Source organism: Halomonas sp. S3-1-1, from assembly GCF_023757625.1.
Taxonomy (GTDB): Bacteria; Pseudomonadota; Gammaproteobacteria; order Pseudomonadales; family Halomonadaceae; genus Vreelandella.
Map to the genome: position 1 here is coordinate 599,523 of NZ_JALGBZ010000001.1, position 25,276 is coordinate 624,798.

Annotated in this window: 22 protein-coding genes; 15 read left to right on the top strand and 7 right to left on the bottom strand. The window is 59.7% G+C overall.

Going from position 1 to position 25,276, the window contains the following annotated elements:
* The first annotated feature begins 5 nt into the window (after positions 1-5).
* The 6 genes from MQW23_RS02910 to MQW23_RS02935 all read left to right on the top strand — a co-directional run bounded on the left by MQW23_RS02910 (position 6) and on the right by MQW23_RS02935 (position 8,251).
* Complete coding sequence (locus tag MQW23_RS02910; protein WP_252106310.1) at positions 6-1,289, top strand: TRAP transporter large permease; 1,284 nt, start codon at positions 6-8, stop codon at positions 1,287-1,289.
* 24 nt (positions 1,290-1,313) lie between these two features.
* The gene (locus MQW23_RS02915; protein WP_252106311.1) at positions 1,314-2,120 is read left to right on the top strand and encodes an enoyl-CoA hydratase; all 807 of its coding nucleotides are present in this window, start codon (positions 1,314-1,316) and stop codon (positions 2,118-2,120) included.
* Between the two features lie 20 nt (positions 2,121-2,140).
* Positions 2,141-3,328 carry a CaiB/BaiF CoA transferase family protein gene (locus MQW23_RS02920; protein ID WP_252106312.1) on the top strand — a complete coding sequence of 396 codons (1,188 nt, stop codon included), beginning with the start codon at positions 2,141-2,143 and terminating at the stop codon, positions 3,326-3,328.
* A gap of 118 nt (positions 3,329-3,446) precedes the next feature.
* Entirely contained in the window at positions 3,447-4,670 is a 1,224-nt protein-coding gene (locus MQW23_RS02925; protein WP_252106313.1) for a pyridoxal-phosphate-dependent aminotransferase family protein, read from the top strand.
* 13 nt (positions 4,671-4,683) lie between these two features.
* Positions 4,684-7,704, top strand: a complete 3,021-nt coding sequence (locus tag MQW23_RS02930) for an FAD-binding and (Fe-S)-binding domain-containing protein (protein ID WP_252106314.1) — start codon at positions 4,684-4,686, stop codon at positions 7,702-7,704.
* 22 nt (positions 7,705-7,726) lie between these two features.
* A complete protein-coding gene (locus tag MQW23_RS02935; protein WP_252106315.1) occupies positions 7,727-8,251 on the top strand; it encodes a gamma carbonic anhydrase family protein in 525 nt (174 codons plus the stop codon).
* 74 nt (positions 8,252-8,325) lie between these two features.
* On the opposite strand, the gene MQW23_RS02940 is transcribed toward MQW23_RS02935, so the two are convergent.
* Entirely contained in the window at positions 8,326-10,020 is a 1,695-nt protein-coding gene (locus MQW23_RS02940; RefSeq protein WP_252106316.1) for an L-lactate permease, read from the bottom strand.
* Positions 10,021-10,333: 313 nt separating this feature from the next.
* On the opposite strand from MQW23_RS02940, the gene MQW23_RS02945 reads away from it, so the two are divergent.
* Entirely contained in the window at positions 10,334-11,062 is a 729-nt protein-coding gene (locus tag MQW23_RS02945; protein ID WP_396238418.1) for a glutathione S-transferase N-terminal domain-containing protein, read from the top strand.
* Positions 11,063-11,213: 151 nt separating this feature from the next.
* Entirely contained in the window at positions 11,214-11,570 is a 357-nt protein-coding gene (locus MQW23_RS02950) for a phasin family protein (protein ID WP_252106317.1), read from the top strand.
* Between the two features lie 73 nt (positions 11,571-11,643).
* On the opposite strand, the gene uraD is transcribed toward MQW23_RS02950, so the two are convergent.
* Positions 11,644-12,189: a 2-oxo-4-hydroxy-4-carboxy-5-ureidoimidazoline decarboxylase gene (gene uraD / locus MQW23_RS02955; RefSeq protein WP_252106318.1), complete on the bottom strand. Its 546-nt coding sequence runs from the start codon at positions 12,187-12,189 to the stop codon at positions 11,644-11,646.
* 126 nt (positions 12,190-12,315) lie between these two features.
* On the opposite strand from uraD, the gene uraH reads away from it, so the two are divergent.
* Positions 12,316-12,669, top strand: a complete 354-nt coding sequence (gene uraH, locus MQW23_RS02960) for a hydroxyisourate hydrolase (RefSeq protein WP_252106319.1) — start codon at positions 12,316-12,318, stop codon at positions 12,667-12,669.
* A 44-nt stretch (positions 12,670-12,713) separates the two neighbouring features.
* A complete protein-coding gene (locus tag MQW23_RS02965) occupies positions 12,714-13,430 on the top strand; it encodes a GntR family transcriptional regulator (RefSeq protein WP_252106320.1) in 717 nt (238 codons plus the stop codon).
* Between the two features lie 29 nt (positions 13,431-13,459).
* On the opposite strand, the gene ilvY is transcribed toward MQW23_RS02965, so the two are convergent.
* Positions 13,460-14,338 carry an HTH-type transcriptional activator IlvY gene (ilvY, locus tag MQW23_RS02970; protein ID WP_252106321.1) on the bottom strand — a complete coding sequence of 293 codons (879 nt, stop codon included), beginning with the start codon at positions 14,336-14,338 and terminating at the stop codon, positions 13,460-13,462.
* A 190-nt stretch (positions 14,339-14,528) separates the two neighbouring features.
* On the opposite strand from ilvY, the gene ilvC reads away from it, so the two are divergent.
* Together ilvC and modF are read left to right on the top strand one after the other, a co-directional pair.
* Entirely contained in the window at positions 14,529-16,001 is a 1,473-nt protein-coding gene (gene ilvC, locus MQW23_RS02975) for a ketol-acid reductoisomerase (RefSeq protein WP_252106322.1), read from the top strand.
* 119 nt (positions 16,002-16,120) lie between these two features.
* Positions 16,121-17,614 carry a molybdate ABC transporter ATP-binding protein ModF gene (gene modF / locus MQW23_RS02980; protein ID WP_252106323.1) on the top strand — a complete coding sequence of 498 codons (1,494 nt, stop codon included), beginning with the start codon at positions 16,121-16,123 and terminating at the stop codon, positions 17,612-17,614.
* A gap of 63 nt (positions 17,615-17,677) precedes the next feature.
* Here modF and MQW23_RS02985 read toward each other — a convergent pair whose 3' ends face one another.
* From MQW23_RS02985 to MQW23_RS03000, 4 genes are all read right to left on the bottom strand, one after another.
* Complete coding sequence (locus MQW23_RS02985) at positions 17,678-18,013, bottom strand: hypothetical protein (RefSeq protein WP_252106324.1); 336 nt, start codon at positions 18,011-18,013, stop codon at positions 17,678-17,680.
* Positions 18,014-18,234: 221 nt separating this feature from the next.
* Entirely contained in the window at positions 18,235-19,713 is a 1,479-nt protein-coding gene (locus MQW23_RS02990; RefSeq protein WP_252106325.1) for an NCS1 family nucleobase:cation symporter-1, read from the bottom strand.
* Between the two features lie 81 nt (positions 19,714-19,794).
* The gene (locus MQW23_RS02995; protein WP_252106326.1) at positions 19,795-21,156 is read right to left on the bottom strand and encodes an NCS1 family transporter; all 1,362 of its coding nucleotides are present in this window, start codon (positions 21,154-21,156) and stop codon (positions 19,795-19,797) included.
* Positions 21,157-21,316: 160 nt separating this feature from the next.
* Positions 21,317-22,072, bottom strand: coding sequence for an aspartate/glutamate racemase family protein (locus MQW23_RS03000; RefSeq protein WP_264297465.1), 756 nt, complete (start codon positions 22,070-22,072; stop codon positions 21,317-21,319).
* 255 nt (positions 22,073-22,327) lie between these two features.
* Between MQW23_RS03000 and puuE the strand changes: the two genes are divergently transcribed.
* The 3 genes from puuE (at position 22,328) to MQW23_RS03015 (ending at position 25,269) form a co-directional block, all read left to right on the top strand.
* A complete protein-coding gene (puuE, locus tag MQW23_RS03005) occupies positions 22,328-23,272 on the top strand; it encodes an allantoinase PuuE (protein ID WP_252106327.1) in 945 nt (314 codons plus the stop codon).
* A 20-nt stretch (positions 23,273-23,292) separates the two neighbouring features.
* Positions 23,293-24,171, top strand: coding sequence for a MurR/RpiR family transcriptional regulator (locus MQW23_RS03010; protein ID WP_252106328.1), 879 nt, complete (start codon positions 23,293-23,295; stop codon positions 24,169-24,171).
* Positions 24,172-24,414: 243 nt separating this feature from the next.
* Positions 24,415-25,269, top strand: a complete 855-nt coding sequence (locus MQW23_RS03015; RefSeq protein ID WP_252106329.1) for a transporter substrate-binding domain-containing protein — start codon at positions 24,415-24,417, stop codon at positions 25,267-25,269.
* Positions 25,270-25,276: the final 7 nt, after the last annotated feature.

Genomic DNA, 25,276 nt, shown 5'->3' on the forward strand with positions numbered 1-25,276 from the left:
TCACCATGGTTATTCTCTATATATTTCTGGCGCTGATCGTGCTGATCTTGATCAATGTCCCCGTGGCGGTCGCCCTTGCGTTGGTCGGAACCGTAGCTACGTTCATGACCTACGGCAGCATGGCGATGCCCACCGTGGGCATGACGATGTTCGAAGGCGCGACCAACTTCCCACTTATTGCAATACCGCTGTTCATTCTCGCCGGCGCCATCATGAACGCTTCGAGCATTTCCCGGCGGCTGATCGATCTGGCCATGGCGATGGTCGGCTTTATCAAGGGTGGGCTCTCAATGGTGACCATTGGGGCCTCGGTGTTTTTTGCCGAAATTTCCGGCTCGTCCGTCGCTGGGGTCTCGGCGATCGGCAGTATTCTGATTCCCGCCATGCGCAAGAAAGGCTATTCGAAAGAATTTGCCGCCTCGATCTCATCGTCGGCGGCGAGCCTAGCGATCATTTTGCCTCCGTCGATTCCGATGATTCTCTACGCGGTCATGTCGGGGGAATCGGTGGTTCAGATGTTCGTTGCGGGCATCTTCCCGGGGCTTCTCGGAGCGATGGGCCTGGCGGCGATGTGCTACTACCTGGCGCGCAAGTATAACTTCCCGTCGGAGGGGCGTTTTCGCTTCTCTCAACTCTGGCTGGCGCTGAAAGAAGCCGTTTGGGCACTATTGATTCCGGTCATCATTCTGGGCGGTATCTTCGGCGGCTTCGTCACCGCGACCGAAGGCGCGGCGCTCGCTGTGTGCGTGGCCATCTTCATCAGCGCCGTGGTGTACCGCGAGTTTACGCTCAAGAACTTCATCGATTCCTGCAAGAGCGCCGGGATACAGACCGCAGTGGTCATGCTGCTGGTCGCGGCGTCCGCCGTGGTAGGCGGCTATCTGACCGAAACTCGGGTGCCTCAGGAAATCGCCATGCAGATCAGCGAGCTGACGGACAACCGCTACGTGATACTGGCGCTTTTGAACGTCATCTTCCTGATTCTCGGCATCTTCTTGCACTCTGCCGCGGCCATCATTTTGGTGGTACCGATCGTGCTGCCGCTGGTCATCGAAGTCGGTATCGACCCGCTGCACTTTGGTTTGATCGTCACGCTCAACCTGGCCATCGGCCAGCAAACCCCGCCGGTTGCGAGCGTACTGATCGCATCGTGTTCGATCGCCAAATCGGATATTTGGGCGACATCGAAGACCAACCTGTGGTTCATCGCGGTGCTGTTCACCATTTTGATGATCAACACCTACATTCCCGCCTTCGCGCTGGCGCTGGTCAACTTCGTCTACGGCTAACCACCGACTCTGGGAGAAAAGACAATGACGCAGAAGACAAAAAAGCCTACGACTGACAGCGTGCGTTTCGAGATCAAGGAGGGCGTGGCGTGGCTGGGTTTCAACCGTCCGCAAAGCCGTAACGCCATGACCTGGGACATGTACAACGCGCTTGAGTACTACTGCGATACGCTCGCCGAGAAGAGCGGGGTCCATGCGCTGGTCTTGCACGGTATAGGGGGGGAGGCCTTCGTGGCCGGCACCGACATTACCCAGTTCGCCAGTTTCCATAAACCCGCAGACGCCATCGACTACGAGCGCCGCATCGACCGGGTGGTTGGAAAGTTGGAAAACTTTCCCAAACCGACGCTGGCGCTCATCGAGGGCGCCTGCGTCGGCGGGGGCGCCGCGCTTGCCCTGGTGTGCGATTTTCGTTACGCCACTGAGTCGATGAAATTCGGCGTACCCATCGCCAAAACGTTGGGCAATACGCTTTCGATCACCAACGTTTCGCGGCTGGTGGAAATGCTGGGCACGGCGCGGGCCAAGGAGGTGTTGATGTTGGGCCGACTCGTCACCGGTCATGAGGCGCTGTCGTTGGGGCTGGTCAACGAGTTGTTTTCACCGGATAGCATTTACGACGATGTTAAAAGCCGAGCGGCGGACTTTTTGAAACGCGCGCCGCTGACCCTTCAGGCAAGTAAGGCGTTGATCAACCGCATGCAGCAGAGCCACAGACTGGCACCGGATGCAGGCGATGATTGGGTCAGTATTTGCTACATGAGCGAAGACTTCGCCGCGGCGGTGGACAAGTTCGTCAACAAGACGCCTTTTGAGTGGTCTGGCCGCTAACGTTTTAGGGAGACACGCGCATGCAAGCGTTACACAACATGAAAGTACTCGATGTCTCGCAAATCATGGCAGGGCCTTATTGCACCATGGTGCTGGCCGATATGGGCGCCGACGTCATTAAGGTAGAAAAACTCAATGGAGGCGACGATAGCCGCCAGATGGGGCCTTACGTCAACGGCGAGTCCACCTGCTTTTCGCAAATCAACCGCAACAAGAAAAGCATCTCGCTCAACCTGAAGGACGAGCGGGGCCGCGAGATTTTTTATCAGTTGGCCGCGGATGCCGACGTCATCGTCGAAAACTATCGCCCAGGGGTTACGAAGTCGCTATCAATCGACTATGACACGATCAAGGCTATCAACCCGAGTATCGTCTACTGCTCGATTTCCGGTTACGGCCAAACCGGGCCCTACAGCCATAAAGGCGGCTTCGACCTGGTAGCCCAGGGGATGACGGGGCTCATGTCGATGACCGGCGAGCCCGGGCGCCGCCCGCTCAAGACCGGTATCGCGGTCTACGATATCGGCGCCGGCATCACCGCCGTCTACTCCATTCTCGCCGCCCACATTCACAAGATGCAGACCGGTGAGGGCCAGCACGTCGATATCGCCATTACCGAATGCGGCCTGCCCTGGTTCACCTGGGAGGCTGCCGCCTACTTTTCCGAAGGCACCGTGCCCGAGCCTACCGGCTGGCGCCATCGGGTATCGGCTCCTTATCAAGCGGTCAAGGCGAGCGACGGTTATCTGATGCTGGGCTGCGCCAACCAGCGCACTTGGGAGCGCTTTTGTTCCGACGTGCTGAAAACACCCTCGTTAATGGAGGACACGCGGTTTTTGACCAACTTCGACCGCGGCCAACACGTCGACGAGTTGGAAGCCGTTCTGGAAGCGATGATGGCCGAGCGTACTGTGGATGAGTGGCTCGCGCTTTGCGATAGCGCTGGCGTTCCCGCCGGCCCAATCAATAATTTTGCCCAAGCGCTGGACGATGAACACTATCTGGCACGCGGTATGGTCCAGGAAATGGAGCATCCGGTGATTGGTAAGATGAAAACCATCGGTTTTCCTAGCAAATTTTCCCGAACCCCGTCGGAAATTCGCTCTTCGGCACCGCTTTTCGCCCAGCACACCGACGAAGTGTTGGGAGAACTCGGCATGAGTCGAGAGCAACTCGATAACCTGCGGGAGGCAGGTTGTATCAAATAGCGTTTTTTTAAAGCCGACGTTTGAATTCATTATTCAAAGAGTGCGGCGTCGACAAGCACAGCGTTATCGACGCCATTGTTACCACGGCAGCGAGATCAACAATAAAAGGATCTATTCCATGCTCAACCTCGATTTTCATCCCACCGGCCGCCATTTTTTGCAAATTCCAGGACCGTCACCCGTGCCGGACCGAATCCTGCGCGCCATGAGCTTGCCCACGATCGACCACCGTGGCCCGGAGTTTGGCGCGCTGGGACTCGAGCTTCTCGAGAAAATCAAACGCATCTTCAAGACCGAACACCCGGTCATTATTTACCCGGCCTCGGGGACCGGCGCTTGGGAAGCCGCACTTGCCAATACGCTCTCACCTGGTGACCAGGTATTGATGTTCGAAACCGGCCACTTCGCAACGCTTTGGCACAAGATGGCGCTCAGGTTGCAGCTTGAGCCAGAATTCATCGGCCTGCCGGACTACGAGGGTTGGCGGCAGGGCGTACAAGCGGACATGATCGAGGCGCGGCTCAAGGAGGATAGCAATCACGCCATCAAGGCGGTGTGCGTTGTGCATAACGAAACCTCAACCGGCGTGACCAGCGACATCGCCTCGGTGCGCCGCGCCATCGACGCTGCCAGCCACCCGGCCCTTTTGATCGTCGATACCATTTCCGGGCTTGCCAGTGCCGACTATCGCCACGATGAATGGGGCGTTGATGTCACCGTATCAGGGTCCCAGAAAGGCCTCATGCTGCCGCCGGGCATTAGTTTCAACGCGCTGTCGCCCAAGGCGATAGAAGTGAGTAAGGGCGCGACGCTGCCCAGAAGCTTCTGGGCCTGGGATGAAATACTGGAGGCCAACAAAAACGGCTACTGGCCTTATACGCCGAGCACCAACCTGCTTTATGGGCTGAACGAGGCGCTCGACATGCTATTGGAAGAGGGCATGGAGCAGGTGTTCGAGCGCCATGCGCGCTGGGGAGCTGGCGTACGCGCGGCGGTCCAGGCTTGGGGGCTGGAGATCCAGTGTCAGGATCCAGCGCTCTATTCACCGGTATTGACGGGAGTCGTCATGCCAGAGGGGATCGATGCCGACGCGGTACGCAAGATCATCTACGAGCGCTTCGATCTCTCACTGGGCATGGGCCTTGGTAAAGCGAAGGGCAAGATGTTTCGTATCGGTCACTTGGGCGACTGTAACGACTTGACGCTCATCGCCACCCTTGGTGGCTGCGAGGCGGGCATGAAGCTTGCCGGTGTCGAGCTCAAAGCCAGCGGCGTTACGGCGGCGCTCGACTATTTCGCCGAGCATCCACACCGGTTTTCCCGCGATCAATCAGGCCAATAGGCCGGGGGGCGCCATGACATCGCTGACTCAGCCGCCACGCTCTGCCGACGCCAAAATCAAGCCGGTGAGTGAGTTCGCGGCCAGGCTTTCTCGTGAAATAGCCGGCGACGTACTCTTCGACCACGCCAGCCGCGGACGCTACTCCACCGATGCGTCGATCTATCAAATCACGCCGGTGGGGGTGGTCATTCCGCGCCACCAAGAGGATCTCACCTTAGCGCTGGATATCGCGCGCGACGCCGATGTACCGGTGCTGGCCAGGGGAGGCGGCACCAGTCAGTGCGGGCAGACCGTGGGAGAGGCACTGGTACTCGATACCACGCGCTGGCTCAACCAGGTGGTGGAATTCGACGAACAGGCACAAACCGTGGTGGTCGAGCCAGGCATGGTGCTTGATCATCTCAACGCTTGGCTCAAGCCTTACGGGCTCTGGTTTCCGGTGGATGTATCCACCAGCGCCCAGTGCACGATTGGCGGCATGGCAGGTAACAACTCCTGCGGTTCACGCTCGATCTATTACGGCAACATGGTACACAACGTGTTGGGGCTCGACGCGGTGTTGGCCGATGGCAGCGAGGTGAGTCTTGGATTCGTCGATCAGTTTGCCAGCCGTAGCCGGGAGCAGGCGCTGGCCGAAAAAGTCAGGGCCATCGCCGACAAGGTCGGCCCGGAGATTCGCGAACACTTTCCCAAAGTGCTGCGCCGGGTCGGTGGCTATAACCTGGACCTTTTCGACTGTCAAAACCCAATTCCCTACGACCCTGATCACCGTCCTAATCTATCGCACCTGCTGGTGGGCTCGGAGGGCACGCTGGCGGTCAGCCGGCGTATCAAGCTAAGACTTTCACCGCTGCCGGAAAAGAAGGTGCTGGGCGTAGTCAATTTCCCCACTTTCTACCAAGCGATGGATCTCACTCAGCACATTGCCAAGCTCGGCCCCATGGCCGTGGAGCTGGTTGATCGTACGATGATCGAGCTTTCGCTCGAGAATCCGGCGTTTCGCCCGGTCATCGAGAAAGCGTTGATCGGCCGCCCCGAAGCGATGCTGCTGGTGGAGTTCGCTGGCGCCGACCAGGCCACGCTGGTGCAAAAACTCGACGAACTCAACGATTTGATGGGCGAGCTGGGCCTTGGCGGCAGCGTGGTCAACATGATCGATGCCAGCGAGCAGAAGGCGCTTTGGAACGTGCGCAAGGCCGGGCTCAACATCATGATGAGCATGAAAGGGGATGGCAAACCGGTATCGTTCATCGAGGATTGCGCGGTACCGCTGGAACACTTGGCCGAATACACCGACAAACTGACCCAGGTTTTTCATCGTTATGGGACGGAAGGAACCTGGTACGCCCACGCCGGTGCCGGCACGCTTCACGTGCGCCCGATCCTCGATCTGCGCCGGGGCGGGGCCGAGAAGATGCGGGAAATCGCCGAGCATGCCTCGAGCCTGGTGCGTGAATACAAGGGCGCCTATTCCGGTGAGCACGGCGACGGCATCTGCCGGGGCGAGTGGGTCGCTTGGCAGTTCGGCGAAACCGTCAACGATGCGTTCAAGGAGATCAAAGCGCTCTTCGATCCCCATAATCGTTTTAACCCTGGAAAGATCGTCGATACCCCGAAAATGGACGATGAACGCTATTTTCGCTTTCCCACATGCTACGATCGCATTCCACTTACGCCAGTATTTGACTGGTCCGCCTGGAACGTTGAGCGTGATCCACTCACCGGCGAGCAGAGCCCTCCGGGGACGTCGGGCGATGCCACCCATGGTCTCGCGATGGCGGTCGAGATGTGCAACAACAACGGGCATTGCCGCAAGTTCGATGCGGGCACCATGTGCCCAAGCTACCGGGCGACTCTGGATGAGAAGCATCTGACCCGGGGGCGAGCCAACACCCTTCGGCTGGTGCTTTCCGGTCAGTTGGGGGAGGAGGGGCTGGCCGATGACAGCGTGAAAGAGGCGTTGGATCTCTGCGTCTCCTGCAAGGGCTGTAAGCGTGACTGCCCCACGGGGGTCGACATGGCCAAGTTCAAGATCGAAGCGCGCACGGCCCGAGCGCGGCTCAAGGGGCTTTCGCTTCGCGATCGCATGGTCGGTGAGATGCCGCGCTACGCGCGCTGGGCTCACCGCTTAAAGGGCGTAACGCGAACTATCGAGCGCATTCCGCTGATCGCCTCGCCGCTCAAGCGCTCGTTGGGGCTCGCGCCGCAGCGCGCCTTTCCCGTTTTCGATGGCAACTTTCTGGCAGAGCCTCACCAAAACGCACGCGAAAGCGGCCAGCGCGACGTGCTGCTATTCGTGGATACGTTCAACAACTACATGGAAAGCGACAATGCTCGAGCGGCCAAGCGTGTTCTGGAGGCTGCGGGCTATCATGTGCACTTGAACGTGCAGAAAGGGCAGCGGCCGCTTTGCTGTGGGCGCACCCACTTGGCGGCCGGTCAGTTCGACAAGGCCAAGGCTGAAGCACGGCGAACGCTCGACTACCTGATGCCTTTCGTTCAGCGTGGCGTGCCGGTGGTCGGGCTCGAGCCGTCGTGCCTTTTGACCCTACGCGACGAGTTTTTGCAGTACGGCTTTGGCGATGAGGCTCGGGCACTTGCCGACTCTGCTTACCTCTTCGAGGAATTTCTGGTCAAGGCAAAGGCTGCCGGCGAGCTTACGCTGTCGCTCCAGCCGTTGGCGACGTCTCACGCGCTGCTTCATGGCCACTGCCATCAAAAAGCGTTCGATGCGCTACGCCCGGTCGAGGAGGTGCTTGGCTGGATTCCCGGTCTCGGCGTTGAAACCGTCGAGTCGTCCTGCTGCGGTATGGCGGGGAGTTTCGGTTACGAAGCGGAGCATTTCGACGCCTCGATGAAAATGGCCGAACTCAGTCTGCTACCCGCTGTACGCGGCGCCGACGCCGATACGCTGGTAGTCGCCGATGGCACCAGCTGCCGCCACCAAATTCATGATGGTGCTCAGCGTAACGCCATTCATGTTGCCCGGGTGCTGGAGCAAGCGTTATCCTGGCATGATCGCGCGAACGGGTGACAACAATCAAAAGGAGCCTTGCATGGCCATTTATCAACTGGGTGAGCACAAGCCGGACATTGCCGACGACGTCTACGTCGCCGAGACCGCCGACGTGATCGGGCAGGTGACGCTAAAATCCCGCGCCAGCGTTTGGTATCAGGCGGTGCTGCGCGGCGATACCGAGCGGCTGGAAGTGGGCGAGCAGAGCAACATTCAGGACGGCGCGGTGCTGCACGCCGACCCCGGCTTTCCCTTGACCGTGGGTAACGGCGTGACCGTGGGTCATCAGGCGATGTTGCACGGCTGTACGGTGGAGGATGGATGTCTGATCGGCATTCAGGCGGTGATTCTCAACGGCGCGGTGATTGGCGAGAACAGCCTGGTCGGCGCCTGCGCCTTCGTGAAGGAGGGCGCGATGTTTCCGCCCAATTCATTGATCGTCGGCTCCCCAGCGCGTGTGGTGAAAACCCTGCAGGAAGGCGCGATCGACAAACTCCGGCTCAACGCCCAAAGCTACGTCGAGCGCGGCCAGGCGCACGCACAAGAGCTCAAGCGTATCGACTAGCGCTTGATGGCAATCTAAAACGCGCGCATAAAAAACCACCCCGAAGGGTGGTTTTTCGCTTTAAGTGCATCGCTTTATGATAGCAGCGGGTCGGTCAGACCGAGCAGGTAGAACGCGATGAGGCCGATGGTGCCGACAAACACCAGGTAGTAGATCGTCGGCAGAATCGTGATGCGGATCGTCGCGCCCTCGCGGCCCAGAAGGCCAACGGTGGCGGAAGCTGCCACCACGTTGTGAATGGCGATCATGTTACCCGCCGCGGCGCCAACGGCCTGCAGCGCCACCATCATCGCCGTGGAGATGCCCAGCGTCTGCGCAACGTTGAACTGGAACTCCGCCAGCATCAGGTTCGAGACGGTGTTCGAGCCGGCAATGAAGGCCCCCAGTGCGCCCACGGCGGGGGCGAAGAACGGATAGATCCCGCCCACGCCGTTGGCGACGGCTTGGGCCATCATGACCGGCATGGACACGAGATCCGCCCCGTTCACGCCGGAGTTGATCAGAATACGCACCATTGGCACGGTGAAGATCAGCACGAAGCCCGCGCCGAAGATGGTTTTAGTGGACTCCGATACCGCCGCCTTCAACTGGCCACCGTTCATCCTGTGCAGGAAGTAGGTGATCAGCACGACGGCCAGAATGATACCGCCAGGCAGGTACAGCGGCTGCACGCCGCCGCTAACACCGGCTTCGCCCAGGATGTCGGTCCAGCTCAGGTTGATCGAGGTCAGCGCGACACGTAGCGGCTCGATAGTGCGCGAAGCAACCAAAAAAATCGCCAGCAGTACGTAGGGAATCCAGCCTTTGAAGGTCGACATCGGCGCACGGCCCGCCACGTCGTCGAGTTTGATCTGCAGCTTACCGACCCACTCATCCGGCCAGGAAGTGGTCTCGGGAAAGTCCCAGGTATCCTTGGGTAGCAAAAAGCCCTTGCGCGCCGCCGGTACCACGATGGCAAGCCCCACCATGGCGCCGATCATCGAGGGAAATTCCGGGCCGAGGAAAACGCCGACCAGCATGTACGGCACAACGAAGGAGATACCGGTGAAGATGGCAAACGGGGTGATCGACAGGCCCTCTTTCCAGGACTTGTTGGCGCCGAAGAAACGCACCATCACGGTGACCAGAATCAGCGGCATCAAAAGTCCGACAATGCCGTGAATAATGGCGACTTCGCTGGTGATCAGACGGAAAAACACCTCCCAAGAGGAGCCGTTGGCGACGAGCGCGTCGGTGATGCCGTTACGGTCGAGCCCGGTGCCCACGCCCACGATGATTGGTGTACCCACCGCGCCAAAAGAGACCGGCGTGGACTGAAGCATCATGCCCACGACCACCGCGGCCAGCGCCGGAAAGCCCAGTGCGACCATCAAGGGGGCGGCAACGGCGGCGGGCGTACCAAAGCCCGAGGCGCCTTCGATGAAACAGCCAAACAGCCACGCCACGATCAGCGCCTGCACGCGGCGGTCCGGGCTGATGCCGGAGAAGCCGTTGCGAATCGCCATGATGCCGCCGGAGTGCTTAAGCGTGTTGAGCAGCAAAATCGCGCCGAAGATGATCCACAAAAGCCCGGCGGTCTGAATCAGGCCCTGAATGGTCGAGGCGGCCACGCGGGTAAAGCTCATGTCCCAAGCCGTCAGGCCAATCACGGCAGCGGTGAGAAAGACCAGCGGCATGGCGATTCTGGCGGGTACTTTAAAGCCAATCAGCAAAATACCCGCAAGCAGTAGCGGCATGAACGCCAGTAATGCAAGTATCGTTTCACTCATGGAGGGGAGCCCTTGTTTGTTCGACGGTGCTTTTATGAGTAGTCAATGCTCGGTGCTTTTGGCGCGCGAGCAGTCCCGACTAACGATACGACCAGCTTAAGGCGCTGACTACATTGGAAAATTGGTCTTACCAGTCATCGTCCGAGTTTTATGTCGTCCGGAACCTCGTGTTTTTAAATCAAGTCATTGTTTTTATTAGATCTATCCTCAGAGGCGCCAATGAGAAGTGACGTTTTTCATTAGACTAATAGATAGGGCGTCGAACAAGCGGTTGGGCAAGCATTAGGGCTTGTTTGTGGCGCGGGGAGCGACCATGCTGAACACGTCGTCTTTCAAGCGAGGTGAACCGATGGATCGTATCGTTTATGACCTGTGCGGGCGCGATGAACGCCTGCGTTTTTCGCCTTACTGCTGGCGCGTGCACCTGTCGATGGCGCACAAGGGGCTCGCCTATCGCACCGAGCCCTGGCGCTTTCAGCAAAAGGAGAAAATTGCTTTTGCCAATCACGATAAGGTGCCGGTGCTGGTCGACGGCGACACGGTGGTGACCGACAGCTTCGAGATCATGCGCTATCTGGATAAAACCTACCCGGACGCGCCGTTGCTTGGCGAAGGACAGAGCTACCAGCGCGCGCTCTTTTTCAAACTCTTCGTCGAACGCAGCGTTACTCCGGCCCTGTTTCGCATCGTGGTGATGGACTTGCTCGAGGCCATTCACCCCGACGACCGCCAGTATTTTCGTGAAACCCGCGAGGCGAACTTCAAGATGCGTCTCGAAGACCTTCACAACCCGACCCAAGGGCGTGAGCAGCTCGACAAGATGTTGGCGCCGGTGAACGCGCTGCTAAAAGAGAGCGCCTTTCTCGACGGCGACGCACCGGCGGGCGCCGACTACCTGCTGTTTGGAAGTTTCATGTGGGCCCACGTCGTATCACGCGAGGCGCTGTTCGACGAGCACCAGCCCATCTCCCGGTGGTTCGAGAAAATGCTGGCCATTCATGACGGTATGGCAGGCCAAGCACCCACGGTGCGCGAGGTATAGGTCATATCCAAACGGTAAAATGGTGCAGTGCGGCAAAAATCATGTTGCGCTGCACAAAAAGCGCTGCTAGCTTAAGGGGACACAAGGCAAATGCTTTGGTATCGACCGCCCCACATGCGCGTCGAATCGCTAACTGGCAGGAGGTTACGTGATGGATAGGACCGCAGAGAACACCAAGCAGCAGTTCGAGTCGATTTTTGTCTCGCCCATGCGCTCATACACCCTGGCGGCGCTCGATTACTACGAGCGTCTCGTCGGCGCCCAGATGGATGCCGCTCGTGCCTACTCGGACATGAGTCTCGCTCAAGCGCGTACCTGGCTTGACGTGAAGGACGCCGAAGGTTTCAAGCGTGCGATGCAGTCCCAGCAGAAAACCGCGTCTGACTTCATGGAGCGCGTCAAGGGCGACTCCGAGAAAGTCACTTCGATCGGTCAGGACTTCATGCAGGACAGCCAGAAAATGGCCGAAGAGCAGACCCAGAAAGCCGCTGATACCATCAGCCGGTAATCACTCCGATCGCTTTCGAAGCCGCGCCCTCGGGTGCGGCTTTTTCGTGGGCGAAACAAACGTAAAAGGCGCCTCAGGTTTCGCTTTTGGCGATCAGACGAAAGCGCGCGATATGGGCGATCTGCTCGACGGCAGTTTCCCGCTCCTCGTCTGGCGTATTGTTGAGCCGCGTTTCAAACGCCGCCAAAATGTCGTGGCGGTCGAGACCCTTGACCGCAATCACGAACGGAAAGCCGAACTTCTCAAGATAAGCGCCGTTTAAGGACTTAAAGCGCGCCAACTCCTCGACCGAACACTGATCGAGCCCGGCGCCGGCCTGCTCGCTTTTCGATGCGTCGGTCAATTCATCAGCTAGCGCCGCTTTGCCGGCCAAGTCCGGGTGCGCGCGGATCACCTCGATCTGACGCTCCCGTGGGGCGGCTCGCAGCACCTCGCTCATCGTTTGCGCAAGCGCGGCCGGATCGTTGTGGCGGGTATCCAGTCCCTGGCGCCAGGCCTGTTCGGCGATCCAGGGCGAGTGTTCGAACACGTCGCCGTAGGCCGCTACAAACGCGTCCAGCGAGCATTGGCTGGGAGCCGGGGTGAGCGAATCGAAAGCCTCTTGATGCGCGTTTGGCACGGCGTCTTCTCCTTGGCGTAGAGCGAATGGGCGGTGTATACAATCGATGGTATCACCACTAAGCTTTGATCAATACAAGGTGTTGACCGATAGGTCAAACGCACCGCCGATAACAGGAGAGAGGCTATGGGACGGCTGACGACCCACGTACTGGATACCGCCCGAGGCGCGCCTGGCGCGGGCATCACTATCGAGGTGTTTCGGCTTTCCGCCGGCTCTCGCGAGCACTTGGGAAGTGCGGTGACCAATGCCGACGGCCGCTGTGACGGCCCGCTTCTCGAGGGCGAGCGCTTTCTGGCCGGGGAGTACGAGCTGGTGTTTCACGCCGGCGACTATCTGCGCACCCAAGGGGTCGAGGCCACGGAGCCGCGCTTTCTGGACGTGATTCCGCTGCGCTTTGGCGTGGCCCGCGCCGACGAACACTACCACGTGCCGCTGCTGCTATCCCCCTATGGCTACTCGACCTATCGCGGCAGCTAAATACGTTAAAATCGGCACCCGATTTATTTTTGCAAGGAGAGGCCATGAGCGACGAGCAGGCCGCCATGAAACGCCGCGTGCCCGAAAGCGACGGCGACGCGCGCCACGAGTCGATTTATCGTGCGGTGAGCGACGCGATCGTCGAGCAGCGCCTAAAGCCTGGTGCGCGCCTTCGCGAGGACGCGCTATCAGAGGTGTTTGGCATCAGCCGGACCGGCATTCGCAAGATTTTGCAGCGCTTGGCGCTGGAGCAGCTCGTTACCCTGACGCCGCGCCGCGGGGCCAGCGTCACCCGCCCAACCGCGGAAGAGGCGCGAGACGTGTTCAACGCGCGTCAGCTGGTCGAGTGCGGGCTGATGGCGGACGTGGCCAGGCATATGGCCCCGGCGGATGCCGACGCGCTTCGCACCCTAGCCCACCGCGAACGCCAGGCGCTGCGTGAAGGCCAGCAGAGCGTGGCCATTCGCCTCTCGGCAGATTTTCATGTGCAGCTGGCACGCCTTTCCGGCAACGCCACGCTTGCCGACTTCGTCGAGCGGCTCTGCTCGCGCTCGTCGCTGATTCTGGCGGTGTACGGCCATCGCGGCCATCTGGGCTGCGAGTCCCACGACCACGACGACCTGATCGGTTATCTGGAAGAGGGCAAGACCGAGCGTGCCACGGCGTTCATGAGCCGCCATCTGAAAGCGATCGAAGCGTCGCTTTCGATGGTGGAAGAAGAGGAGAGCGTACCGGACCTGCGAGAGATTTTTGCCGGTTGAACGAGCAAGCGCCGGCGTCGCCAGCAGGCTTACATCAGGCTCCAGAACGCCTCGACCAGCGGGTTTTTCAGGTTTTTCTTCAACGTAAACAAGCCAATATCGTAGGGTTCAAGCGTTGGCGCCACGTCGAGCACGCGAATGCGCTCCCTGAGCGGGCTGTTATCAAGCACGATTTTAGGCACCACGCCAATGCCGAATCCCAGGCTTACCATGCTGACGATCGCCTCGTTGCCGGTGACCTGGGCATAGATACGCGGTGAAATGGCGAGCCTGCGAAACCACTCGTCCACCCGCGCGCGCGATACGCCGCTTTCCGACAAAATCATGGGAATACTCGCCCACTGTTCTGGCGTGGCCGGCGTGCCGGTGGGGGCGTTCGGCCCGGGCGGCTCCAGCGGCGCAATGAACAGAAGCGGTGAGGTGGCGATCGGCTTGAAGGCCAGCCCCCGCGGCAGGTGCGCGGGTTTGGCGGCGATGCTTAAATCTTCCTTGCCATCCAGCACGTGGGCGATGGCGTGTTCCGGGTCACCGGTGCGCAGCTTGATCTCGATCGCCGGGTAGGCGATACGAAAGCGGCGCAAAAGCTCGTGTAGAAAGCTGTAGCTGGCGGTTACCGAGCCATACAGGCTGACCTCACCGCTCAACTCCCCGGGGTTGTCGGTGAGCTCGTGGCGGATCAAATTCCACTGGCTGCTGGCCTCGCGGGCGTACTCGAGGAATTTCTGGCCTTCCCGGGTCAGCATCACGGTCCGGTTGTCGCGATTGAAAAGCGCCACGCCGAGCTCGTCTTCCAAATAGCGGATGTTGCGCGAAAGCGCCGAGACGCTCACGAAACACGCCTCGCTTGCGCGGCCAAAGTGCAGCGTCTCCGCCAGCGCCAGAAACTGTTTGAGGAGTTTGAAGTTCATCGCGCCATCATACCCCCGTTTTGTGAAAAACGGGATGTGCTGTTGCAAATATATCAATTTAAGAAAGAATCGTTTTTGGGTAGATTGGTCTTACCCACTCGGCGCTGGCGCTAACAGCGAGCGGCCGGGTCACTTTTCGTGTCGGTGTGGCTACATCGACCGCGCTTGATCACTTATCGGGATATCCAGAATGGCTAACTATTTCAATACCCTGACGCTTCGCGAACAGCTCGAGCAGCTCGCCAAATGCCGTTTCATGTACAGCTCTGAATTCGACGAGGGTGTCGAGGCGCTGAAGGGCAAGAAAATGGTCGTCATCGGCTGTGGCGCCCAAGGCCTCAACCAGGGCTTGAACCTGCGCGACAGCGGCCTGGACGTGGCCTATGCGCTGCGCCCGGACGCCATCGAGCAAAAGCGCCAGTCCTGGAAGAACGCCACGGAAAATGGCTTCACCGTGGGCACCTACGAAGAGCTGATTCCGACCGCGGACGTGGTCCTGAACCTGACCCCGGACAAGCAGCACACCTCGGTGGTCAACGCCGTCATGCCGCTGATGAAAGAAGGCGCGTGCCTCTCCTACTCTCACGGTTTCAACATCGTCGAAGAAGGTATGAAGATCCGCGATGACCTGACCGTCATCATGGTCGCGCCGAAGTGCCCGGGTTCTGAAGTGCGCGCCGAATACGTGCGTGGTTTCGGCGTACCCACCCTGATCGCCGTTCACGAAGCCAACGACCCGAAAGGCGAAGGCCTGGCGCTGGCGAAGGCCTACGCTGTGGGCACCGGCGGTCACAAGGCGGGCGTGCTGATGTCCTCGTTCATCGCCGAGGTCAAATCCGACCTGATGGGCGAACAGACGATTCTTTGCGGCATGCTGCAGACCGGCTCGATTCTGTGCTTCGACAAAATGATCGAAGAGGGCATCGATCCGGGCTACGCCTCCAAGCTGATCCAGTACGGCTGGGAAAACATCACCGAGGCGCTCAAGTACGGCGGCGTGACCAACATGCTGGACCGGCTCTCCAACCCGGCCAAGATCAAGGCGTTCGACCTGGCCGAAGAGCTGAAAGAGATCATGCGTCCGCTCTACAACAAACACCAGGACGACATCATGAGCGGGCACTTCTCGCACACCATGATGGAAGACTGGGCCAACGACGACGTCAACCTGCACAAATGGCGCGACGAAACCGCAGAAACCAACTTCGAGAAAACGCCCGCCGGCGACATGGCGATTTCCGAGCAGGAATACTTCGACAACGGCATCCTGATGGTCGCCATGGTGAAAGCGGGCGTCGAGCTTGCGTTCGAGACCATGACCGCGGCGGGCATCATCGCCGAGTCCGCCTACTACGAGTCGCTGCACGAAACGCCGCTGATCGCTAACACCATCGCGCGCAAGAAGCTCTACGAGATGAACGCGACGATCTCCGATACCGCTGAGTACGGCTGCTACCTGTACAACCACGCCTGCGTACCGCTGCTGGCGGATTTCATGAAGGGCATCAAGTCCGACGTGATCGGCAAGGGCCTCGATGTCGACGATAACGGCGTGGACAACGCGCGCCTGATCGACGTCAACGAAGCGCTGCGTGCCCACCCGGTCGAAGCCGTTGGCGCCGTGCTGCGTGGCCACATGGCCGACATGAAGAAGATCGTTTAACCCCGGGTTAAGCGTTCGTTAGTCGAGAAAAGCCGGGCTATCTTTTTGATACGCCCGGCTTTTTTGTCGCTGAATATGTCAACTCGGACTTTGTTTTCCACTCAATAAGGAATACGTTCATGGAGCCCTCGACCCGTTTGGCGAAGATTGCCTTCAACAGTGCAACGATCAGCTTCGACGATCGCTTCACCCTAAGCGAGGTCGACTGGACCATCGAACCAGGCCAGCACTGGGTCATCACCGGCGCCAATGGCGCCGGCAAATCGGCGCTGGCGGCGGCGCTGGCCGGCGTTGGAAAGCTCGAGACGGGCAGTATCGACGGGCTTCCCGCGCGCGTCGGGCTGGTCTCGTTCGAGGCGCAGGCCGAGCTTATCGCCGCCGAGCTTAAAAAGGACGATGCCGACATCATGGATGTAGTGTCGCTCGGCACGCCGGTCAGGGAGATGATTTTTGATTACTGCAGTGACGCTGAGCTTGCCGGAGAGCTGGTTGAGAAGTTCGGCCTGACGCCGCTGCTGGAGCGCGCTTTTCGCAAGCTCTCGACCGGCGAAACCCGCAAGGTCATGCTGATTCGCGCACTGGCCAACGAGCCGGCGCTGTTGATCCTGGACGAGCCGTTCGACGGGCTCGACGTCGACACGCTCGCCATGCTCCAGGCACACCTGGCCGCCATCGTCGAACGTGTGCCCATGGTGTTGGTGCTCAACCGCTTCGACGAAATGCCGGATTTCATCACCCACGTGGCCTACCTGGACAAGGACCGTCCTGAGCCGGTGAAAGGCAGTAAAAAGCGTAGCGAAGGCGGGCGGCTGGCGTTCACGGTCGACCGTCAGGATGAGGCGGCTTACAACGAGCTTTATCAGCTACTGCATTTGAAAACCAGCGACCTGCGCGTGCCCGACGCCGACCCTGCCAGCCAACTGCCGGCGCTCGACCCGAGCCAGCCGCTGGTCAAACTCACCCAGGCGACGATCCGCTACGGCGATGCGCTGATCGTCGACCGCCTCGACTGGACGATCGAGCGCGGCCAGCACTGGCAGCTGAGCGGCCCGAACGGCAGCGGCAAGACCTGCGTGCTCTCGCTGATCACGGGCGACCACCCGCAGTGCTACACCAACGATATTTTCGTGTTCGGCTTTCAGCGCGGCAGCGGCGAGAGCATCTGGCAGATCAAGCAGTTCATCGGCTACGTCTCTACGGCCCTGCAGTGGGAGTATCGCGTTAGCACCAGCTGCAGGAACGTCGTCATTTCGGGCTTTTATGACAGTATCGGCGTCTATAACAAGGCCACCGATCAGCAAAAACGAATCGCCGATCAGTGGTTGGCGCTGCTGGGTATGAGCGCGCGGGCCGACCAGCCGTTCAACAAGCTCTCCTACGGCGACCAGCGGCTGTTGCTGATTGCCCGCGCGATGGTCAAACACCCGCCGCTTCTAATCCTCGACGAGCCCTGCCTGGGCCTTGACGACATGAACCGCCAGTTGGTGCTCGCGCTGATCGAGAAAATCTGTGAAGGCGGCGAAACCACGGTGCTCTACGTCAACCACCACACCGAAGACCGGATCAAGGAGATCGACAATCACCTGACGCTGGAGAAACTCAGCGCACTTTGATAAAGGCCCGCGTAGCGCCTCGTTAAGCAGGGTAATAAGCAACGCGGGGCGGCGCGTAAATTTTCAGCGACCAAAAAAGCGGCGCCAAAAGCCGCGTCTTGGTTCCGGGTGCTTTAGCGTGCGCCGCGCGAGGTACTCGCCGTAGCAGTCAGGGAAGTGCGTTTGGCACCAGTCGGCAAGCTCGGCCGCGGTGGTGGGATGGCGCGTCGGCGCCGAGTTTGAATAAAGCGACAGCGCCTCGTTCGCCTCGAGCGCCTGCCAGAGTAGCGCGATGCACGCGCTCCCCGCGCCAACGCTCGAGGCGGCGCCGTAGCCTTCGGCATCGCTCAGGGCGCGATAGCCCGAGCGCGTGACGACCCCTTTGGCGAATTCCTGCTGGTGCGATGGCAACGTATTCATGCGAGTGATAGCGTTCTTAAGCAATGTTCTAAAGCAATGTTCTAAAGCAATGTTCTAAAGCAATGTTCTTGAGCGATGTTTTGAAAAGATGCTCTTAAGCGATGGCGCCAGCTGAGGCGATGCGTAAAGGCGTTGCAGAGCATAAATCGATCCGTAAAAAAGCGCCACCGGCCCGGGCCGGTGGCGCTTTTGCGCTTACCCTAACGCGCAACGTGTGCGTCTTAGGTGGTCTGGTGGGCGCCGATGGCAGGCGCCGCCTTGAAATTGCGCATCAGCGCATAGTAAATCAGCCCGCCCAAACCGGCACCGATCAGCCAGCCGTAGCCGCCGAGCCCGGAAAGCGCGGGTACCAGCACGGTGGAAAGTGAGAACGCCGCCGCCCCCACGAAGGCGATCAGGGCGCGCTTGTTCCAGCCCTTGGTGTAGTAGTAGGCGCTGTTTCGCTCGGAAGAGAAGAGCTCCTCCATGTTCAGGTGCTGGCGCTTAATCAGGTAGTAGTCCACCACGATGATCCCGTAGAAGGGCGCCACCACCGCGCCAAGCGCGTTCACAAAGCCCGGCACGCCGATCTGGCTGATCACCGAGACCCATAGCGCGCCCACGAAAAACGCGATGATCGCGGTGATCAAACCGCCGGTCTTGAAGCTGATCTTGCTGGGAAACAGGTTCGCCAGGTCATACGCCGGCGGGATGAAGTTCGCCACCAGGTTGATACCGACGGTTGCGGCGAAGAAGGTCAGCGCGGCGACGATGGTCAGCGGCAAGGAGTCTACCCGCTCGACGATATCCGCCGGATTGGTCAGCGCCTCGCCGAATAGCACCAGCGTGCCGGCGGTAATGATCAGCGCGATGAAGGAGAAAAACGCTACGTTCAGCGGCAGGCCCAGAAGGTTACCCAGCTTCATCTGGCGCTCGGTTTTCACGAAGCGGGTGAAATCGCCGAAGTTGATCACCACTGCCGCGAAGTAGGCGATCATGGTGCCGACGATGGCGAAAAACGCCGCCACGGCGCCGCCGTCCGGCTCGCCGCTGCCGCTGAAAATGGTGCCGATGGCGGGCAAAAGCTCATCGCCGGCCTGGTACCAGACCACGCCCATCAGCACCAGCATGACCACGTAAACGAGCGGCCCCGCCCAGTTCAAAAAGTGCTTGATGCGCTCGATGCCCTGCCAGAAGATCGCGATTTGAAACACCCACACGATCACGAACGACACCCATGCCACCGGGGAGAGCCCCAAAAAGCTTGCCCCGCTCGGCTCACCGATGAAGGCGGTGATCAATAGCGCCACCGCCGTCGAGGCGAAGTAGGTCTGCACGCCGTACCAAAAGATCCCGACGATGGCGCGCAGGATGGCGGGCAGGTTGGCCCCGCGCACTCCCAGGCTCGCCCGCACCATGACCGGAAACGGAATGCCGTACTTCACGCTCGGTTTGCCGGTCAGGTTGACCAGAAACATCACCACCACCCCAGCCAGGATGATCGCCGCCATCACCGCCCAGCCGTTCAGGCCATAGGTCAGAAAAAGCGACGCGGCCAGGGTGTAGCCGAACAGACTCTGAATGTCGTTGGACCAGACGTTGAAGATTTCGAAGGCGCCCCAGCTACGCGCCTCGGGCTTTAAAGGGGCGAGGTCTTCATTGTAAAGGCTTGGGTCGATGCGCTTTATATCGAGTCCACTCGGGGACGGTTGCTCATGCATGGTGACATCCTGTGCGGGTATTTGGCGTTGTGATTGAAACGATATAAAAAGGCCGCCCGAGGGCGGCAGTGGAACAAACGGTTATTGCGTAAAGCGCTGGCAAACGGACCAGCGCGCCATGAGCAGGTAGTACACCGCGCCCGCCGGAATCAGGCTTGCGTACCAGGAGACCGCCGAGAACATGAGTGCGGCGACGATGCCTACCGCCATGGCGATCACGGCGGCCAGGTTGACGCCTTTGTAGGGGCCTTGCGGGTCGTAGAGCTTGTCGAGATCCAGCGTGCGCCGGCGAATCAGATAGTAGTCCACCACCAGAATCGCAAAGATCGGGCCGAGAAAGGCGGAGTAGGTCTGCACGAACAGCTGAAGTCCGGCGGCGGATTCCGGCTGCACCAGCTTCCAAGGAAAGGTGGCGAAGGCCAGCAGACCGACCAGAATGGAGGCCGTTGGAAAGCGCATCTTGAACACGTCCATCAGCACGTAGGTCGGCGGCACCACGTTGTTGAGCACGTTGGTGGTCACCTGGGCAAAGGCGATGAACAACAGCGTGGTCATTAGAAGCGGCGTGTTGTCCACAGCGTTGGCGAACACCTGGATGGGGTCGGCGGTGCCGGTCGCCTCGGATACCATGTAGCCAATCAAGCCCATGAACAGCGTGCAGGGCAGAATCGACATGGCGTAAATGGTGGTCAAAAGTCCGCCGCCTGTGCCTTTTTTATGCTCGCGCGAGTAGTCGCTGACGTTGAGCATCATGGTGCTGTAGATGCCGAGAAACAGCATCGTCGCGCCCCAGAACGGCATGCCCCAGGAGCCCTCCATGGTGAACAGGCTTGCCGAAAGCTCGTCGCCGTAGCGCTGCACCGTGGCGTAGAACATGTAGGTCAGCGAGCACAGAATGAAGGCGCTACCGATATTCTCGAGCCACTTGATGCCCTGAAACCCGGTCACCGACAGCGCGATCTGCAGAAACTGAAAAGCGATGAAGAAAAATACCAGGTTGTCGAAGCCGAACAGCGTGGCCGACACCATGTTCAGCGCACCCGCGCCGATCCAGCTCTGAAAGCCGTACCACACCACGGCGGGCACCGCGCGAACGAGCCCCGGAATGCGCGTGCCGGTGAAGCCAAAGGCGGAGCGCGCCTGCACCATGAAGGGGATGCCGTACTTGTAGCCGGCGGCACCGTTGATGGCCAGCGCCACGCCGATGACGAAGCAACCGATGGCGATGGCAAGGGTGGCCTGTAGAAGGTTGAGCGTACCCACCACGCTCGAGCCCATGGCGAAGGTGCCGATCGACACGCAGCCGCCGAACCAGGCCAGAAAGTAGGAGCCGCGCCCCATGATGCGGGTTTGCTGCGGCGCCAGGCTCTCGGCGCCCATCGCTTTTTGAGCGGCGTCCACCGGCGGGTGTGACGCCTCTGAGGTCAATCCAGACGTGTTCATCGTACCGTCCTCGCAAGATATTCGACGTTATAGTTTTGCCCGATTTTCGGGCGACGCTTGCGGCGTGGCGTGCTAACGGTGTTCGTATTGTCGTTATGGGTGCTGCTTTTTATCGATCGAACGGTACTGCTTACTCAGTAATGCTGTCTGGTTGTCAGCGCTAAACGCCCGGCGACAGCTCGAGGTTCGAATAGTCGCTGAACCTGCCGGTAAAGGTTTTCGGGCGCGGGTAGTCCAGATCTCCGTATTTACTGGTTTGAAGGCCAAGCCCGACCAGCGACTCGGCAAGCTTCAACGCGGCGCTGACACCTTCGACGACCGGAAGGCCCACCTCGCGGCTGATCGCTTGGGTCAAGTTGGCCATACCGCCGCAGCCAAGTACGATGGCGCCGATACCGTCCTCGTCGCGAGCACGGCAGCACTCGGCGACGATGCGCTTGAACGCCGCGTCCGGGTCGTGTTCGAGATCGAGCACCGGAATTTCCGCGGCGCGGATACGCCGGCAGTGGTGGCTGAAACCGTACTGCTCCAGAAGGTGCTCAGCGATGATGCCGGTGCGCCCCAGGGTCGTGACGATCGAAAAGCGCGTGCTGATCAGAGTCGCCAAGTGAAACCCGGCCTCGGCGATGCCGATCACCGGCGCGCGAGTCAGCTCGCGGGCGGCCAGAAGCCCCGGGTCGCCGAAGCAGGCCACGATATAGGCATCGATCCCGCCTTCGCGCTCGCCCTTGAGCACTTCCTCGGCCACGCCCACGGCGCTCACCGCCTCGTCGAAATGGCTTTCGATCGATACCGGCCCGGCTTCGGGCTGCGTGGCGCTCAGCGTCGTGCCCTCGCTTTTCAGCGCCTCGGCGGCGCGATGAATGGCCTGGGTCATCGAGGCGGTCGTGTTGGGATTGATGATGCGTATATGCACGTTGAGCGACTCACAGGTAAACGATTAAAAGTCATCTTGTATACGAAAATAAGGCGCTTTAAATCACGGCGCAACCCTTTTAACGTTGAACCATAGTGTAAGACCCAAACGCCCTAAAGCACGGTATAAGCGCTTCGATAAGGCGTTAAAACCAGACGTATAAAAGCCGACGGGCCGCCGGCGCGTTGCGAGCGGACGTCGAACTGTTTACCTTGTATACAAAGAAGTCCCGCCAACAATCAGGGAGATACCACGATGTCCACGAAAGAGCAGACCGCCAGCTTCTATCCGCGCGATCTGGTGGGCTACGGGCAAACGCCGCCCCACGCCAACTGGCCCGGCAAGGCGAAAATCGCCGTGCAGTTCGTGCTCAACTATGAAGAGGGAGGGGAAAACTCGGTGCTGCACGGCGACGTCGGCTCCGAGCAGTTTCTTTCCGAGATCATCGGGGCGGCGAGCTATAGCTCGCGCCATCTCAGCATGGAATCGATCTACGAGTACGGCTCGCGCTCGGGCGTCTGGCGCATCCTGCGCGAATTCGAGCGCCGCGGCCTGCCGCTGACCGTATTTGGCGTGGCCATGGCGCTGGAGCGTCACCCGGACGTCGCCCACGCCTTCAAGGAACTGGGCCACGAAATCGCCTGCCACGGTTACCGTTGGATCCACTACCAGGAAGTGCCCGAACACATCGAGCGCGACCACCTGCAAAAGGCGATGGATATCTTCGAGCGCCTGTACGGCGAGAAGCCCGAAGGCTGGTACACCGGCCGCGACAGCCCCAACACCCGGCGGCTGGTAGTCGACGAAGGCAGCTTTTTGTACGACAGCGACTACTACGGCGACGACCTCCCGTTCTGGAGCCGCGTGACCGACAGCCAGGGCAGCGACCACAATCACCTGATCGTGCCCTATACGCTCGACACCAACGACATGCGCTTCGCCTCGCCTCAAGGCTTCAACACCTCGGATCACTTCTTTAGCTACCTGCGCGACGCCTTCGATGTCCTCTACGCCGAAGGCGACGAAGCGCCTAAGATGCTCTCCGTCGGCATGCACTGCCGCCTGCTGGGCCGCCCCGGGCGCTTTCGCGCGCTGCAGCGCTTTTTGGACTACATCGAAGCCCACGACCGCGTCTGGGTGACGCGCCGCGTGGACATCGCCCGCCACTGGGCCGAGCACCACCCGGCACCGGCGCTTTAAACTTGGCCGCCTGGAGAGCTATGACACCCCATATAGGACAGCGCATCACCGCCCAGTTCGAATCGCTTAGCGCACAGGAGCAGCGGGTGGCGAGCTTTATTCTGGATCACTTCGACGATCTGGCCGTCTACAGTGCGGCGGATTTGGCGCGGCTGACCGGCGTGTCGAAATCCACCGTTAGCCGCTTGTTCAAGCGGCTGGGATTCGAGAGCTTTCGCACCGTCAAGGCGCACGCCCGTCAGCTTAGAAACCTGGGTGTGCCGCTGGTCATCGAATCTGATGCCATGGCGGAAGAGGGAGGTGGCGCTCTAGCGCGTCACCTTCAGCGCGAGCAGGAAAACCTGCAGCGCGGGCTAGGCCGGTTGGATACGGACGATATAGCAAGCGCAGTCGACGCGCTCTGCTCGGCGCGCCAGGTAGTGGTGATGGGGTTTCGCAACAGCTACCCCTTGGCGCTGCATTTTCGCCAGCAACTGATTCAGGCTCGCGCTCAGGTGCGCTTGGCCCCGCAGCCCAGCCAGTCGCTTGCCGAGGAGATCGTCGATCTCACCGCTGATGACGTCGTGGTGTTGTTTGGTTTTCGCCGACGGCCTCGCGGGCTGTCCAAACTGGTGGAAGCGTTGTTACGCTCACCGGCCCGCTGTTTACTGATCGGTGACCCGACCGCTGCAGGCATGGCCGCTCGCGCCAACTGGTTTTTCGAAATTCCGCTCGAAAGTCTTTCGGCTTTTGACAGCTACGCTACAGCCAACAGCCTGATCTGCCTGCTGGCCAATTCAGTATTGCATCAGCGCCTCGCTCAAGGACGTGAACGCATCAGCCAGATCAGCGACGGTTATAGTGAACTCGATGAGCTCGAGGCTGCGGTGATGAGCGTCGATTGGGACGCGTGTCAATAATAGTGCTTGGGCATTACACGATGCACCGTTTACTGGCATCGATGCGATGGCATTTCGTATTTAATGACTTAAAAAACCGTTCTTTTTGCTCTTAACTAATTAATTAAATAATTTTTTGTTTCGACTGGTCTCCTTATTGCTGCATGTGAAACGAAAGTTTCTTTAACTCGTTCATGAAACGATTTTTTCACCGTAGCTTTAGCGACTCGACGTTAAAGGGGACCGGTACATGAGGAGAGCAGCGTGAAAGCGATTCAGCAGAGCATCCAAAATGGTGGGCTAAGCCTAGTCAAGCGTCTTCAGTCCGGTATCGTCGCTACCGGCGTGGCGACAGTTCTAGGGCTTGGCGGCCTGGGGGGCAGCGCCACCGCAAGCGCCGATGCGCTCGAAGACATCGAATCCCGTGGCACCATTCGGATCGCGGTGCCCCAGGATTTTCCACCTTTCGGCTCGGTTGGCCCGGATCTTCAGCCGCGCGGCTATGATATCGATATGGCGAATTACTTGGCAGACGAGATGGGGGTTACGCTCGAACTGATCACCGTGACAAGCGCCAACCGCATACCCTACCTGCAAACCGGCCAAGCCGATCTGGTGATTTCAAGTCTCGGTAAGAACGCCGAGCGTGAAGCGGCGATTGATTTCTCGGATGCCTACGCGCCTTTTTTCCTGGGCGTTTTCAGTGCCGACCCGGATGAGCGACTCGATACGCCGGAAGAACTTGCCGGCATGACCATAGGCGCGACGCGGGGCGCGGTAGAAGACATGGAACTCTCCAATATTGCCCCGGACTCCACGACTATTCAGCGCTTTGAGGACAATGCGACCACTATTTCGGCGTTTTTGTCCGGACAGGTCGACTACGTTGCCACGGGGAACCTGGTCGCCGCCGAAATCGCCGAACGCAATAGCAACCGCGCGCCTTCACTGATCTATCAGCTCAAGGATTCTCCCTGCTATGTAGGCATGAACAAAAACGAGCCGGCGCTTCAAGCCGAGGTTAATCGCCTGATCGACCAAGCGCTTAAGGACGGTACTCTAAACGAATTTTCCCAGCGCTGGCTCAGCGCCGATCTGCCTGATGGTTTCGGTAGCTGAGTGGCAC

Bases quoted from the DNA above. Each gene is read 5' to 3' on its own strand.
- uraH (WP_252106319.1), top strand. From the start codon at position 12,316: ATGGGACGGCTGACGACCCACGTACTGGATACCGCCCGAGGCGCGCCT.
- MQW23_RS02965 (WP_252106320.1), top strand. From the start codon at position 12,714: ATGAGCGACGAGCAGGCCGCCATGAAACGCCGCGTGCCCGAAAGCGAC.
- MQW23_RS02925 (WP_252106313.1), top strand. From the start codon at position 3,447: ATGCTCAACCTCGATTTTCATCCCACCGGCCGCCATTTTTTGCAAATT.
- MQW23_RS02990 (WP_252106325.1), bottom strand. From the start codon at position 19,713: ATGCATGAGCAACCGTCCCCGAGTGGACTCGATATAAAGCGCATCGAC.
- MQW23_RS02950 (WP_252106317.1), top strand. From the start codon at position 11,214: ATGGATAGGACCGCAGAGAACACCAAGCAGCAGTTCGAGTCGATTTTT.
- ilvY (WP_252106321.1), bottom strand. From the start codon at position 14,338: ATGAACTTCAAACTCCTCAAACAGTTTCTGGCGCTGGCGGAGACGCTG.
- MQW23_RS02935 (WP_252106315.1), top strand. From the start codon at position 7,727: ATGGCCATTTATCAACTGGGTGAGCACAAGCCGGACATTGCCGACGAC.
- MQW23_RS02920 (WP_252106312.1), top strand. From the start codon at position 2,141: ATGCAAGCGTTACACAACATGAAAGTACTCGATGTCTCGCAAATCATG.
- MQW23_RS02995 (WP_252106326.1), bottom strand. From the start codon at position 21,156: ATGAACACGTCTGGATTGACCTCAGAGGCGTCACACCCGCCGGTGGAC.
- MQW23_RS02915 (WP_252106311.1), top strand. From the start codon at position 1,314: ATGACGCAGAAGACAAAAAAGCCTACGACTGACAGCGTGCGTTTCGAG.
- puuE (WP_252106327.1), top strand. From the start codon at position 22,328: ATGTCCACGAAAGAGCAGACCGCCAGCTTCTATCCGCGCGATCTGGTG.
- MQW23_RS02940 (WP_252106316.1), bottom strand. From the start codon at position 10,020: ATGAGTGAAACGATACTTGCATTACTGGCGTTCATGCCGCTACTGCTT.
- modF (WP_252106323.1), top strand. From the start codon at position 16,121: ATGGAGCCCTCGACCCGTTTGGCGAAGATTGCCTTCAACAGTGCAACG.
- MQW23_RS02930 (WP_252106314.1), top strand. From the start codon at position 4,684: ATGACATCGCTGACTCAGCCGCCACGCTCTGCCGACGCCAAAATCAAG.
- MQW23_RS02910 (WP_252106310.1), top strand. From the start codon at position 6: ATGGTTATTCTCTATATATTTCTGGCGCTGATCGTGCTGATCTTGATC.
- MQW23_RS02945 (WP_396238418.1), top strand. From the start codon at position 10,334: ATGCTGAACACGTCGTCTTTCAAGCGAGGTGAACCGATGGATCGTATC.
- ilvC (WP_252106322.1), top strand. From the start codon at position 14,529: ATGGCTAACTATTTCAATACCCTGACGCTTCGCGAACAGCTCGAGCAG.
- MQW23_RS02985 (WP_252106324.1), bottom strand. From the start codon at position 18,013: ATGAATACGTTGCCATCGCACCAGCAGGAATTCGCCAAAGGGGTCGTC.
- MQW23_RS03010 (WP_252106328.1), top strand. From the start codon at position 23,293: ATGACACCCCATATAGGACAGCGCATCACCGCCCAGTTCGAATCGCTT.